Consider the following 12,915-nt stretch of genomic DNA (forward strand, 5'->3'; position numbering starts at 1 on the left):
TATTGTATAAGGGGCCAGATGAGTTCTGGTGAACCATGGAACGGTATCAGTGCATGGTATGCGGATATATCTATGACCCCGAGAAGGGAGACCCGGACGGCGGCATCTCGCCGGGGACGGCATTTGACGACCTTCCTGAGACCTGGGTCTGTCCGGTCTGCGGGGCGGCGAAAAGCAATTTTGCAAAGATGCAGTAGGCATCGAGGTTGTGCTCCGAAAGGAGCGCTTCTTTTTCTGTTTGGACAGAATGTCGTTTAAGCGAAGCATTATTAGTGGATCCATACGAGTGAGGAGCTGATATCATGGAGAAATACAGGTGTATGATCTGCGGCCATGTGTATGACCCGGCAAAGGGGGAGCCAAAACAGAACATCCCGCCCGAAACCGATTTTGCGGATATCCCGGACGACTGGACATGCCCGGTCTGCGGAGCGTCCAGGGATAAATTCAGAGCGGTGGCATGACGATGGCGGTCAGAACTATTGCCCCGGACATCTACTCTGTCGGTGCTGTCGACTGGGAGCTCCGTCTCTTCGATGCCCTGATCGGTACCCCGCAGGGGACCAGTTACAATGCCTTCCTGGTGATCGGTCAGGAAAAGACCGCACTCATCGATACTGTCGAACCGCGGTTTGAGGAGGACCTGCTGAAAAATCTGATGCGGATCGGCATCTCTTCCCTCGATTACATCGTCATTAATCATGCAGAACAGGACCATTCAGGAACCCTTCCGCTCCTTCTCGAGATGTTCCCGGGAGCGACTGCGGTCACCAACGAAAAGTGCAAAGATCTGCTTGTCCATCTCCTTCAGGTCCCTGAACACCGTATCAAGACCGTAAAAGACGGTGAAACGCTCGATCTTGGTGGAAAAACCCTTGAGTTCATGATCACGCCGTGGGTGCACTGGCCCGAGACGATGATCACCTTCGAACGGGAGCAGGGTGTTCTCTTCTCGTGTGATCTCTTCGGGTCGCATCTGGCAACGAGCGAACTTTTTGTGCGGGACTTCACCGATGTGATCGGTCCGGCGAAACGGTATTATGCCGAGATCATGATGCCGTTTGCCGCCAGCGTGCGGGGGGCGATGGAAAAAATCGCCGACAGAGACGTGCGGGTCATCGCCCCGAGTCATGGACCGTTCTACGACGACCCCTCGCTCATCATGGACGCCTATGCGGAATGGTCCTCAGACCGGGTGAAAAATCTGGTGCTCCTCCCGTATGTCTCGATGCATGGGAGCACCAGGAAGATGGTTTCGGTCTTTACCGATGCCCTGATCGAGGGAGGGGTGGAGGTCCGCCCCTTTGACCTGACCTCTTCCGATCTCGGTGAGATCGCCATGACGGCCGTCGATGCCGCCACGATTGTCATCGCGGCGCCGACCGTGCTTTTCGGTCCGCATCCTGCCGCCTTCCATGCCGCATATGTGCTCTCAGCACTCAGGCCAAAGACGCGGTATGTCTCGATCATCGGATCCTATGGCTGGGGGGGGAAGACGGTCCAGAACCTGACCGATACCCTCTCTCATATCGGCGCCGAGTTGATCGATCCGGTCTACATCAGGGGGTATCCGAAGAGTGAGGATCTGACGGCGCTCAGGAACCTTGCAGACACAATCGTTAAGAAGCATGAGGGTGTCATCACTCGTCCATAGGAGGAATCGAGGTGACGAAACTCTTAGACGTCTACAAATGCGAAACCTGCGGCAATGTCGTCAAGATCGCCCATGCAGGGGATGGTGAACTGGTCTGTTGCGGCGTGCCCATGATCCAGATGAAGGAGCAGTGGGAGGAGAGCGGTGTCGGTGAGAAGCATGTCCCTGTGCTCGAGGCAACGCAGGACGGGATTAAGGTAAAGATCGGGTCTATACCCCACCCGATGGAGGAGAAGCACCACATCGAGTGGGTCGAGGTCAGAAAGGGCAAAAAACTCTATGTCCACAAGTTGAAACCCGGCGAGGCACCGGAAGCCGAATTCCCGGTGAGCGATACCGGTGCGAAGACCCGGATCTACTGCAATATCCATGGTCTCTGGACCAACAAACCATAACCCTCTTTTCCAGATCTCTGGTTCAGAGAATCTTTAATGCTCCGTCCACCCGTACAGGGAGCAATGGAAACACCCATGTTCAGGGAACGGATCAGTGCCTCTTCTTCGGTGTTTGTCATAGGGGTTGCCGGTGACAGCGGTTCTGGCAAGACCACCTTCACCCGCTCCATCAGGGAGATCTTCGGGGATGATGTCGTCGCCACCATCACCCTGGACGATTATCACCGTTATGACCGGCGGGAGCGCAGGGCCCTCGGGATCACCCCCCTCCATCCGGGCGCAAACAATCTCGAACTGCTTGCAGGGCATGTGCGCACCCTCAAAGGCGGCGGGACAATCCTGAAACCTGTGTACAACCATGACAACGGAACATTCGGGCCGGATATCCCATTCGGGCCATGCCGGGTGCTGATCCTGGAGGGACTCCACACGCTCTTCACCCGCGAACTCAGGGGCCTCCTCGATTTTTCCCTGTTTGTCGATCCCGACACCGACGTGAAGGAGCTCTGGAAGGTGAGGCGGGATATGCAACGGCGGGGCTACAGTCGGGCCGAGGTGCTCGCTGAAATGGAGGAGCGAAGACCGGACTATGAGCGTTTTATCGCCCCGCAGCGGGACCATGCCGATGTAATCATCCGGATATCCCGATCAACCTTGGGGACGGAGGCCAGCGAGGAATGCAACATCTACCGGGTCATGGTATGCCAGAAAAAACTCCTCGCCCGGATGATGGAGATTGGACTCTCAATCGACCTGGGAGAGGTCTTCATGCTCTGTGAACGGCCGTTCCTCTTTGAATACGGCATTATCCCCGACCGTGCAATGAGTTCGCTCACCCTTGACGGCGAACTGAACGCCTCGGCGATACGGAAACTGGTCCGCACCATCGGAGACCAGGCAGGGCCTGAAAAACTCAGGATCCTCTCGAACCGCCATTATGTGACGGCCACCGATATCGCGGAACTGATCATCGCATGGCGGATCATCAACCGGTGGTGTGTACTGGATGATCGTATGGCCGGGGATACAAAAGGATAAAAATCCGGCAGCCGTACCTTTCTCTGAATGGGCCGTCTTGAGTATTTCTCCATTATCGCTCCTGATATGGGGAGAATTTTCAGGTTCATGGGGTTTGTTACTCTGCTTCCCCTCGGTGTTGCGGCCTACTTCGAGGAGTGGGACATGCTCGTCCCGATGGGTCTTGTGCCCCTCATCTTTGTCCTTCTCGGGAGTGCTCTCCTCACCATTCCCCGTCCCCCCCGGGAGGCGCGGCTCTCCGTTGCCTTTACGGCCGTGGCCCTGATCTGGTTCACCGCCGCAGTCATCGGGTCGGTGCCGTTTATTGTCGGGCTGCATATGCCGGTGACCGACTCCATATTTGAGGCGATGTCGGGGTGGACGGATACCGGTCTCACCCTCCTTCCTGATGTCGATGCCACGCCAAAAACCCTGCTCTTCTGGCGTTCGTTCATGCAATGGCTCGGCGGTCTCGGCATCGTCGCCTTCACCGTGGCCCTTGTCAGCAGGTCAGGGCTCACCCAGCGGGGACTCTACCGTTCCGAGGGGCGCTCGGAGGCCTTCATGCCGAGTGTGGTCGGCACCGGCATTGCGATGTGGCGGATCTACGGCATCATCACCCTCCTCTCCATCGGCCTCATCCTCCTCTCCGGCGTCCCGGTATGGGACGCGGTGAACCTCGCCCTCACCGCCATCGCTACCGGTGGGTTTACCGTGCATTCGGAGGGTATCCCCTACTATGACAGCGCACTTCTCGAATTTTTGCTAGTGCCGGTGATGCTGGCCGGAGCGATGCCCTTCAAACTCTATTATCTGATGTATTACAAACGTAAAGCAAGTTTTTTCGGTGACAGGCAGGCTGTTGCCCTCCTCTCCCTTGCCCTGATAGGGATTTTTGTGCTTTTTGGCGATCTCATCTTTCTGAGCGGGATCGATGCCTTCAGCGCCTTCAGACAGTCGGTCTTCATGGCCACAGCGGCAATCACAAGCACCGGTTTCCAGAATACGTCCCCCTTCACATGGCCAACAGTGACAACCCTCTATCTGATCATGTTCATGCTCATCGGGGGGTCGTCCGGGTCGACCGCCGGCGGAATGAAGATCTCCCGCGTGCTGCTCGGACTGGAGGGATTGGTCTGGTGGTTCAAGAGGATCTTCGTCTCGGGCAAGGCGATCGTCCCCTTCAGGCATGAGGGTCGGACGGTCCAGAGAAATATTGCAGAGGTTGAGGTCTCGAAGAATATGCTGATCATCATCCTCTACTTCCTCACCGTCTTTGTAGGGACCATTGCCGTCCTCCACTTTGAGACCCCCACGATGTTTGAGTCGTCCAATGTGATCTTCGAGGTGGTCTCGGCGTTCTGCAACAATGGAATTTCCACCGGTTTTGTCAATCCAGAGATGAGTATCGGGGCAAAGTGGGTGTTTATCTTTGTGATGTGGTTTGGGAGACTTGAGATCATGCCGGTGCTTGTGCTCTTCGTCGGACTGATCAAGGGGTTCGACTGATCGGAAGACAGGAGATTTTGTGTTAATATCAATGAATTATATATCCGATGCACGCCCATTTGAGAAGGAATGAAACAGATCGCCCTCTACGGGAAGGGAGGTATTGGAAAATCCACCACATCGGCCAATCTTTCTGCCGCACTGGGTGAGAGCGGCCTTGACATCCTGCAGATCGGCTGCGATCCAAAGCATGACTCCACCAGGATGCTGATGCACGGCGAGTGGATTCCAACGGTGCTTGACCTTGTCCGGGAACGCGGTGATGCCGGGATCGCCGTCGATGAGGTGGTCTTCCGGGGGTATGCGGGAGTCCGGTGCGTCGAGGCGGGGGGGCCCGAACCCGGTATCGGGTGTGCCGGGCGCGGCATCATCGCCACCTTCCAGCTCCTTGAACGGCTTGGAGCACTGGATGGAGATGTGATCGTCTATGACGTCCTCGGCGATGTGGTCTGTGGAGGGTTTGCGATGCCGATGCGGGAGGGCTACGCCGAAGAGGTCTACCTGGTCACCTCCGGCGAACTGATGGCGCTGTATGCGGCAAACAATATTGCAAAGGCCATTACGCGTCTGTCTGCACGCTCCCGGAAGAAATGCGCCCTTGCCGGCGTCATCTGCAATTCCAAGAATATGGAGGGCGAAGAGGACCTGGTGCGTGAGTTTGCGTCCATGATCAACTCCGAGATGGTCGCCTGTATCCCGCGCTCCCGCACCGTCACCCTTTCCGAACTCAACCGGCAGACCGTGATCGAATATGCGCCCGAATCCGAACAGGCGGAGGTATATCGCAGACTCGCACGGACCGTTGTGGAGAATGACCGGACGTCGATACCGACCCCCCTCACGATCGATGAACTCGAGGACCTTGCCCGACGATTCGTGCAGGTATGAGGGCTGCACCCTCACCGGCGCACTCTCGGTGACCACACAGATACGGGATGCTGTGACGGTCGTCCATGGGCCTGCCGGGTGTGCCCATCACAATTTTTCAATTCTTCATGCCATCTCAGCCGAACAGGAGAGACCCTTCCTTCCTCCCCTGGTGTCGACGGCCCTTGGAGAGAATGATGTGATATTTGGCGGCGAAGAACGACTGGGGGAGACACTCGATCGTGTGGCGCGGCAGGGACCGGCGGCGATCTTTGTGCTGAGCACCTGCATCACCGAGACGATCGGTGACGACTGCGGGGCAGTCTGCGGGGAGGAGCGGGGAGTTCCGGTGATCCCGGTGCCCTCCGCCGGTTTCTTCGGTGGTGCCTTCTCTGAGGGTCTGAACGGCGCGCTCTCCACAATCATCGGTCTCTGTGACGGCGAGATGGGCGAGGAGACGACCGTCAATATCATCGGTGAAAAAAATCTCGAGTTTGAGGTTGACCAGAATTATGCGGAGGTGGAGCGACTGCTCTCCCTGATCGGTGTCAGGGTGAACCTCAGGTTTGTGCGCAGCATAGCGTTTGACGACCTCAAACGGGTCGGTGACGCACGCCTGAACATCCTGCGGGAACCTGCCCTCAGGGCTGCTGGTGATGAGCTGAAAGAGCGATTCGGGACACCATTTGTCGATTCTTTTCCAATCGGGCTTGAAGGGAGCATCGCCTTTCTGCAGGAGGTCGGCGATGCCCTCGGTGTCCCTGTAGATGATGCCGTCGAGGCCGAAACAGCACGGCAGACCGAGATGCTTGCGTCTTTTGAGGATATGCGGGGCATGAGCGTTTCGCCCGATTCGTTCAGCCTCGGTTCCCTGGAGTATGCACCGGTGCGTCGGGTGATGGATGCCCTCGACCTGCAGTCCGATTCAGGGGATCGCCGTCCCCTCCCCTACAGCCCGCCTGTCGGCACTGCCGGGATCCGCCGGTTGCTCCACCGCTGGAGGAGGGGAAGCCGTGTCTGAGCATCTGTGCGCCGATCCCCTCTGGCCCTGCGCCATGTGCGGGGCGGTCTCGTGCCTCTCAGGATTTGAAGGTCTGGAGGTCGTGATCCATGGCTCTTCGGGCTGCTATTTCTATCCTGCCTCCCTGATTGGACGGCCGATCCATTCCACCCTGCTGATCGAAGAGGAGGTGATCTTTGGTTCGGCCGAGCGGTTGCGTCTGACGGTGGAGGGTGTGGGGGCATCGGGACAACCCATTGCGGTTGTGCAGACCTGCGTTCCGGCGGTCACCGGCGAAGATTTCGGGGCAATGCTCGACGGCGGGCAGGTCCTTCTCGTCGACAGTCCGGGTTTTGCCGGCGGCATGGAAGAGGGCTACCGGCGGGCAATCGAGGCGCTTGAACCCCGTGTCGATCCCGATCAGACTGGGGTCACCATCGACGGTCTCAACCCGATGGACCCCTTCTGGCGGGGAAACCTTCTCGAGGCCGAACGGCTGATCCGTCGGGCGGGGGGGCGAGTGGCAACGGCGATCGCTGCAGATCGATTTGAAACCCTTAAACACTGTGGACAATACGTGGTATCCACAAATCCAGGGCTTTCCTGTGGGATCGGGGAATCTGCCGGCAATCTGCTCGGCCTGGGTGCGACCATTGCCGCTTTCTGCTGCCTTGCTGATCGGAACGAACTCGATGCATCCCCGATCATACAAGAGGCGGAAGAGGCAGGAGGGCGTATCGAGCGCGCCTGCGACAAATATCTCTCCAGATCGGATCCGCCGTCCGTGGCGATCTTTGCGGAGGAGGCATATGCGGGGTATGCGGCCGACACCCTCAGGCGCTATCTTGATGCGGAGATCGTCGTGTGCGCACCCAGGACCGGACCGGATGCGGTCACCTCCCTTGCAGAGGTCAGGGAACTGATCGACGATGGACAACCCGACCTGATCCTGGGATCCACCTATGAGCAGGCGGCGGCGCCGGGGATCCCCTATGTCCCCCTCACCTTCCCGCAACGCGGTCGTATCCGTCTCCATGCCCGCCCGATCGTCGGGATCGAGGGAACCCTCTCCCTGATGGACGATGTGCTCACTGCCTGCGGTGGCAGGGGTTCATGAGAGCAGGAGGACGAGCGGCACACATGCCATCACGAGGACGAGGAGCACAATATCCTCCCTTCCAAACGGATGCGTCTTCCAGCATGTCACCCTGCTGCTGCAGCCAAAACCCCGGCATTGCATCGCCTCCGACACCTGTTTTGCACGTGAGAGTACGGTGACGGTTGCCGGGATAAATAGCGCCATCATTTTATGCCGGTTGTGTACGATGGTGCCCCGGTCGAATTCGAGTGCCCGAGATCTCTGGGCGTCCATTATTGCCTCAATATCACTTGAAAGTGCTGAGATCGACCTGAGAGCGTAGCCGAGAGAGAAAGCAAGGGTATTGGGGAGGCCGATTGCCCTGAGGCTCCCGACAAAATCCGAGTAGGGCGTTGTCATCATGAAGAGGACCGATGCCCCGCCGATCAGGAGGAGTCGCAACCCCATTGCGATCGAGAAGAGGAGGCCGTCGGTCGAGAGTGTCGGGTGGAGTAACCAGATTTCCGCCGAAAACCAGATTGTCCCGCCGACAACACGCGAGAAAAAGGCATCGATGACGAGAATGAAGATCAGGAGGGGGATAAAAAGGCGCATCGCCCGGATAAACGGTCTGAAGAGATCGCATGCGAGTGCGGCAGTGGTTACAAGGGCAAGCATGAGGGCGAGGGGGAGGGGCTGCTGTGTGAGCAGGGCGGCGGCGCTGAGGATGATCAGGGCGGCCGCCTTTGTCACAGGGTTCAGGCGGTGGAGATAGGATGAACCGCTGATATAGCGGATACCCCCTGAGCGGTGCTTCATGGTCCTTCCCCCCGCAGGAGTCGCCCGCCCTGGAGAGTCACAACTCTCCCGCCGGTCAGGGTGATGAAGTCCGGATCATGTGTGGCGATGAGCACGGCGGCGCCATGTGCCGAGCGCTCCCTGAGCACCGCCGCAAGGTCGGTCTTTCTCCGGACGTCGAGCCCGAGCGTCGGTTCGTCAAGGATGATGATCGGTGTGTCCATGGCGAGGATGGAGGCGATGGCGAGGCGCTGTTTTTCGCCCACGGAGAGGGAGAGGGGAGGGGCGTCGGGCCCGATCGCCAGGAGATCGAGCGCCCGGATCAGGTGTTTGATGCTCCGTTCAATCCTGCCGGGTTCATGATCCAGGTTCCCGGGGCCGAAGGCGATCTCCTCCCGGACCGTCTCGGCGAAGAGGTGGGTGTCGGCGTGCTGGGGGAGAAAACCGACTGATGAGGCGACTTCCGCCACCGAACGCGTCCCGATCGGTCTGCCCCTGACATTCACTTCGCCGCTGTCAGGGCGGAGAAGACCGTTCGCACACCGCAACAGCGTGGTCTTCCCGGAACCATTGGGTCCGGTGAGAAAGACGATCTCTCCGGCATGGACAGAGAGACTGACCGAATCGAGGACGGGTTCCTCTCTCCCCGGTCGGCAGACGGTGATCTCTTTGAAGGTGATGGCGGGTGTCGTGCCGGGGGAGATCAGGGGCCCTTCCATCCCTGCCGAGTGTCCGGGTGCAGCGGCATACCCCTCCGCCGGACCGTCGTAGATCATTTTCCCGTCATGGAGGGCGATGACGCGGGTGCACGACGGCAGAACCGTGCCGATACGGTGTTCGGCGAGGATCACCGTCAGGCCCCGCTCCTGGTTCAGGCGTGCGAGCGTGTTGAGGAGGTGTTGTGCCGTTTCTGCGTCGATGCCGGAGACCGGTTCGTCGAGGAGAAGCACTGCGGGCTCCATCGAGAGCACAGCGGCGATGGCAAGGCGCTGCCGCTCGCCCCACGAGAGGGCGTCTGTCTCCCGGTTGATGAGATGGGCGATGTCGACTGCCGACATGGCATGCTCCACCCGCGCCGTGATCTCGTCGGGTGGGATGCCGCACTGTTCCGGGCCGAAGGCGATCTCGCTCTCGACATCGGTGCAGAAGAGCTGGTAGTCGGGGTTCTGGAAGACCGTGCCGACCTGTTGGGCGATCTCGCAGACCTGATGTTCCCGCGTATCCATGCCGACGACGCTCACGCGCCCTGCCATTGCACCGTCATGGGAATGCGGGATGAGACCGTTGATGCAGCGCAGGAGGGTGGATTTGCCCGACCCTGACGCCCCTGCAAGCAGAACGAATTCGCCTCGCCGGATGGAGAATGTGAGATCGTCGAGGACCGTCGCCCTCTCCACCCGCCGCCCGCCCCCATAGGAGACGGTGAGGTGGTCTGCCGCCACGACAGGGTCAGGTCTCATTGGTTCCGATCACTCCGGCCCTCATCAGGCGGGCAAGAACCAGTGCACCGATCACACCGCCGATCCCGCCGAAGATCAGATGCGTCACCGAGGAGATGCCGATGCCGAGGAGGATGAAGGTTGCGGGAACACCGAGGAGAAGGTGGACGGCATAGTTCACCGACATCTTGACGATGCTCCCCGCACCACCGGCAATGAACCCGACCACCGGGTGGTCCATGCGGTGTGAGAAGGCGACACCAACGATATCGATCGTCACGCCCATCGCAAGGAACTTCAGGATGTCAAAGATGTGATAGGCTTCAAAACCGAAGAACGAAGCCAGCAGGCCGGAAATAAGTCCGATATACGCGCCCGCTCCCGCTTTCCGTACAACACCGCACCCGAACACGAACGGAACAGCGACGAGCAGATACGAGTGGCCCGGAAGATGGAGGGAGAGGTTGACGAAGGTCTTTGCCACAAAAACCAGGGCGCCGCAGAGTGAGAGGATGGCGGTCTGATAGAGGGTAAAATACGGTTTTCTCATCTCCATCCAGCCGCCTCCGCAGGTTCGGTGTGTATCCACAGCGAGAAGGAGTCGGGCTGTGGTTGATCGACCGCCACGCAGAGGCAGACGCTTCCCACCTCGCTGCCGCCGGTATGGGTGATAAAAAATCGTCCGGAGGGTGGGGCGTCGGTGACGATCTCGCCCTTCCAGTGTGCGAGATCAGAGGTGATGTGGATGGCGTCCTCGCCGCTCCCGACGAGCGGGAACCAGAAGGTCATGACGCCGGTGGTGATCTCGTCTGGCCCGAGGCCCATGGTGTTGGCAAGTCGCACCCGCACCGGGAAGGTGTTCTGGAGCACGGAGACCTGCGGCATCACCTCGCCTGCCGGTGCATCGCCCCGGACGGTCCAGCCGCAGGCGCCATAGCCCTCCTGTCTGGAGGTCCAGGATTTCCCGAATCCGGCACGCGTGCCGTAGAGGTAGAAGGCGGCGGTGCCTGAGAGGTTCTGGAAGGCGTAGTCCACCGCCACCGAGCGCTGCCTGAAGAGGGCGGGGTTGCCGCCCTGCGGTGTGTCGTTGAGCATCACAAAGGCAAGGTACCACAGGGTGCCGTTGTCTGTCTCCGGTATGGTGTTCAGGGAGAGGGGTTTGGCATAGGGCCGGTAGTCCTGTGGGCCGTAGAGAAAGGCGACTGCAGTCAGGGTGATCTCAGAATGAGGGATGGGGGACGCCACCTCCTCTCCGGTGATGGCCATGACCTCACGTTCGGCGATCCCCTGTGCGATCATGGCGGCGGCAACTGCAAGGATCAGAAGGGCAACCGCAATCGCCGCCTTCCGTTCAAAATCCATCTCAGTCCCGTTTCACGGCAACCATCCGGCCGTCGATCTCCTCAACAAACAGAACAGTCTTCCCGCCTACAGGACAGGGTTTCACCGATTTGCCGGTTTCTGCCTCGATGGTCCCACTGAGGACCGGTCTTCCGTCAAGGGTATGGATGCAGTCGATGCCGGCGGCGAGGAGTGCCGTTGCCTCGGCAGGGCCGGTGATGCTCCGAATGCCGCCAATCTGGAGGAAACGTCCGTCGTTCCCTGCGTGTGCAAGACCGAGACCTGCCATGCAACCGATGACCCCATCTTCTGTTCCTCCCAGTCCTTCCAGCATGATGCCGAGGTTTTCCGCCAGTGAACGCGCCTTTGTCTGCGTGAGCACCGTGGATTTTGCATCTTTGCCGAAGGCCATCAGCGAGGGGGTAATGCGCCCCTCGGCGGCGACGGCAAGGCCTGGATCACTCCCTTCGATAAAGTCGTCGAGCATCATCTCTCGCACCGTTCCGAAGATGGAACGAACATTGTTTTCACCTGCATCACGCAGGTGGATGACGGCACACGAGTTGTGCGAGGTGTAGGGGATGGCCTCGTTGACATAGAGCTGGTGACGGGTGACGCCGAAGACGTCGTATTCCCGGGCAAGTGCGGCGGCGACTGCACGCGCCAGACGCCCTGTGCCACGGGAATTCAGGTTATCGGTATCGTCCATCGATACATAGACGGTCATAGAGATCTGATCTACTCCTTGTCGGGCATTGAATAAAAGGATGCGGAAATGATCGCAAAATAACGGCGGCAACTCCTGAAATCCGGTCATATGGAAATGGTTGAGTTAATGATTTGTAGTTACCATCCTCCCCCCATCCGTCGATGAGCGGGCGCGGCCGTCCGGTCGGGTGACGGGTATGGGGAAGGTCGACCATGCCGAAACTATTATATTGTGTGGGATCATTAACAATAATTGGTTGATTAACCTGGAATGTTAATCAACAAATATGTACTGGCAGACCACACCATCGGTTGCACATCGGGCACATGTGCGTATCGGGGGATCTGGGGGCACACTCTCTCCATCATGTTGTCGGTTGAAGGGCAGAAACGGGCCTGTTCGGTCTGTTCCATGGCGTTTCGCTGCACTGCACACATACCCTCACACCGGGAAAAACGTTTCACCCACCACCTTCCTGCTTTCGGATGATCCCCCTTTTTCTTTCTGTGAATGTGCCCGCAAAGACGCTTGATTGAGACTTTTCAGGGCTCTATGGCATTATGGCAGCATTCAATCCCTGCAGGCGCCTCATATCAACACCCACAAATACTATCGTTCTCAATCAGTGCACATGGTTATTTCCGCCTGCCCGAACAATCAGGAGATCACCATGTCCGTTCCAGATTCCACGCCGCCGTCAGCCTGTACGTCTGCACTCATCGTCATCCTCATCCTCATGGCGGTCACCTGCATCTTGCCGGGGATCCCCGCCTGAGGGGTTCATCTCACCACCAGAACCCTCTCTCCGCTTCATCGATCTCACCGTCTGCGCTCTCTGTGCCAATGCTCTGTTCTCCGTTTTTATGATTGTTAGTAATTTGGATGTTTAATGCCGGATTCTTCAATATTTGAGGCCGTATAATTCTGCTTTTCTCTTTATCGTCCATTAAAATTAACGGCGTTAAAATCGGGTCAATTTAATCCGATTAACAGGCGGATAAATAATAAATCATATATTCTGCGGGTCAGATCTAAATCTGTTATTTATTATTCGGCGGAGTTAAGTTGATCAGATTAACAATTTCTGTTACAGATCTCGCTTTTTCCC

15 protein-coding genes are annotated in these 12,915 nt (G+C 58.3%); 9 read left to right on the forward strand and 6 right to left on the reverse strand.

Translation table 11 applies throughout. The annotated features are described in order from the left end of the window. Nucleotides 1-35 precede the first annotated feature (35 nt). From rd to CUJ86_RS04285, 9 genes are all read left to right on the forward strand, one after another. Nucleotides 36-197, forward strand: coding sequence for a rubredoxin (rd, locus tag CUJ86_RS04245; RefSeq protein WP_130646330.1), 162 nt, complete (start codon nt 36-38; stop codon nt 195-197). A gap of 105 nt (nt 198-302) precedes the next feature. Next, nucleotides 303-464, forward strand: a complete 162-nt coding sequence (locus tag CUJ86_RS04250; protein ID WP_130646331.1) for a rubredoxin — start codon at nt 303-305, stop codon at nt 462-464. Between the two features lie 2 nt (nt 465-466). Continuing rightward, entirely contained in the window at nt 467-1,654 is a 1,188-nt protein-coding gene (locus tag CUJ86_RS04255; protein ID WP_130646332.1) for an FprA family A-type flavoprotein, read from the forward strand. An 11-nt stretch (nt 1,655-1,665) separates the two neighbouring features. Then, on the forward strand, nt 1,666-2,049 hold the full coding sequence (locus CUJ86_RS04260) for a desulfoferrodoxin (protein WP_130646333.1): 384 nt from the start codon (nt 1,666-1,668) through the stop codon (nt 2,047-2,049). Between the two features lie 63 nt (nt 2,050-2,112). Then, a complete protein-coding gene (locus tag CUJ86_RS04265; RefSeq protein ID WP_130646334.1) occupies nt 2,113-3,087 on the forward strand; it encodes a phosphoribulokinase in 975 nt (324 codons plus the stop codon). Nucleotides 3,088-3,174: 87 nt separating this feature from the next. Then, nucleotides 3,175-4,575 carry a TrkH family potassium uptake protein gene (locus CUJ86_RS04270; protein ID WP_328590941.1) on the forward strand — a complete coding sequence of 467 codons (1,401 nt, stop codon included), beginning with the start codon at nt 3,175-3,177 and terminating at the stop codon, nt 4,573-4,575. Between the two features lie 69 nt (nt 4,576-4,644). Beyond that, complete coding sequence (cfbC, locus tag CUJ86_RS04275) at nt 4,645-5,463, forward strand: Ni-sirohydrochlorin a,c-diamide reductive cyclase ATP-dependent reductase subunit (protein ID WP_130646336.1); 819 nt, start codon at nt 4,645-4,647, stop codon at nt 5,461-5,463. Beyond that, the gene (locus CUJ86_RS04280; protein ID WP_130646337.1) at nt 5,423-6,463 is read left to right on the forward strand and encodes a nitrogenase component 1; all 1,041 of its coding nucleotides are present in this window, start codon (nt 5,423-5,425) and stop codon (nt 6,461-6,463) included. The genes cfbC and CUJ86_RS04280 overlap by 41 nt, the downstream gene beginning before the upstream one ends. Beyond that, a complete protein-coding gene (locus CUJ86_RS04285; protein ID WP_235855574.1) occupies nt 6,456-7,559 on the forward strand; it encodes a nitrogenase component 1 in 1,104 nt (367 codons plus the stop codon). Before CUJ86_RS04280 ends, CUJ86_RS04285 begins: the two co-directional genes overlap by 8 nt. On the opposite strand, the gene CUJ86_RS04290 is transcribed toward CUJ86_RS04285, so the two are convergent. The 6 genes from CUJ86_RS04290 to CUJ86_RS12055 form a co-directional block, all read right to left on the reverse strand. Further along, nucleotides 7,554-8,339: an energy-coupling factor transporter transmembrane component T family protein gene (locus tag CUJ86_RS04290; RefSeq protein WP_130646338.1), complete on the reverse strand. Its 786-nt coding sequence runs from the start codon at nt 8,337-8,339 to the stop codon at nt 7,554-7,556. The two genes, CUJ86_RS04285 and CUJ86_RS04290, sit on opposite strands and share 6 nt — an antisense overlap. After that, entirely contained in the window at nt 8,336-9,778 is a 1,443-nt protein-coding gene (locus tag CUJ86_RS04295) for an ABC transporter ATP-binding protein (protein ID WP_130646339.1), read from the reverse strand. Before CUJ86_RS04295 ends, CUJ86_RS04290 begins: the two co-directional genes overlap by 4 nt. Continuing rightward, on the reverse strand, nt 9,768-10,313 hold the full coding sequence (locus tag CUJ86_RS04300; RefSeq protein WP_130646340.1) for a cobalt ABC transporter permease: 546 nt from the start codon (nt 10,311-10,313) through the stop codon (nt 9,768-9,770). The genes CUJ86_RS04295 and CUJ86_RS04300 overlap by 11 nt, the downstream gene beginning before the upstream one ends. Beyond that, nucleotides 10,304-11,119 (reverse strand): hypothetical protein, encoded by an 816-nt coding sequence (locus CUJ86_RS04305; RefSeq protein ID WP_130646341.1) that lies wholly within the window; start codon nt 11,117-11,119, stop codon nt 10,304-10,306. The genes CUJ86_RS04300 and CUJ86_RS04305 overlap by 10 nt, the downstream gene beginning before the upstream one ends. A gap of 1 nt (nt 11,120) precedes the next feature. Next, nucleotides 11,121-11,825 carry an ABC transporter substrate-binding protein gene (locus CUJ86_RS04310; RefSeq protein WP_130646342.1) on the reverse strand — a complete coding sequence of 235 codons (705 nt, stop codon included), beginning with the start codon at nt 11,823-11,825 and terminating at the stop codon, nt 11,121-11,123. 767 nt (nt 11,826-12,592) lie between these two features. Then, on the reverse strand, nt 12,593-12,754 hold the full coding sequence (locus tag CUJ86_RS12055; protein ID WP_207231383.1) for a hypothetical protein: 162 nt from the start codon (nt 12,752-12,754) through the stop codon (nt 12,593-12,595). Nucleotides 12,755-12,915: the final 161 nt, after the last annotated feature.

Source organism: Methanofollis fontis (assembly GCF_004297185.1).
GTDB classification, from domain to species: Archaea; Halobacteriota; Methanomicrobia; order Methanomicrobiales; family Methanofollaceae; genus Methanofollis; species Methanofollis fontis.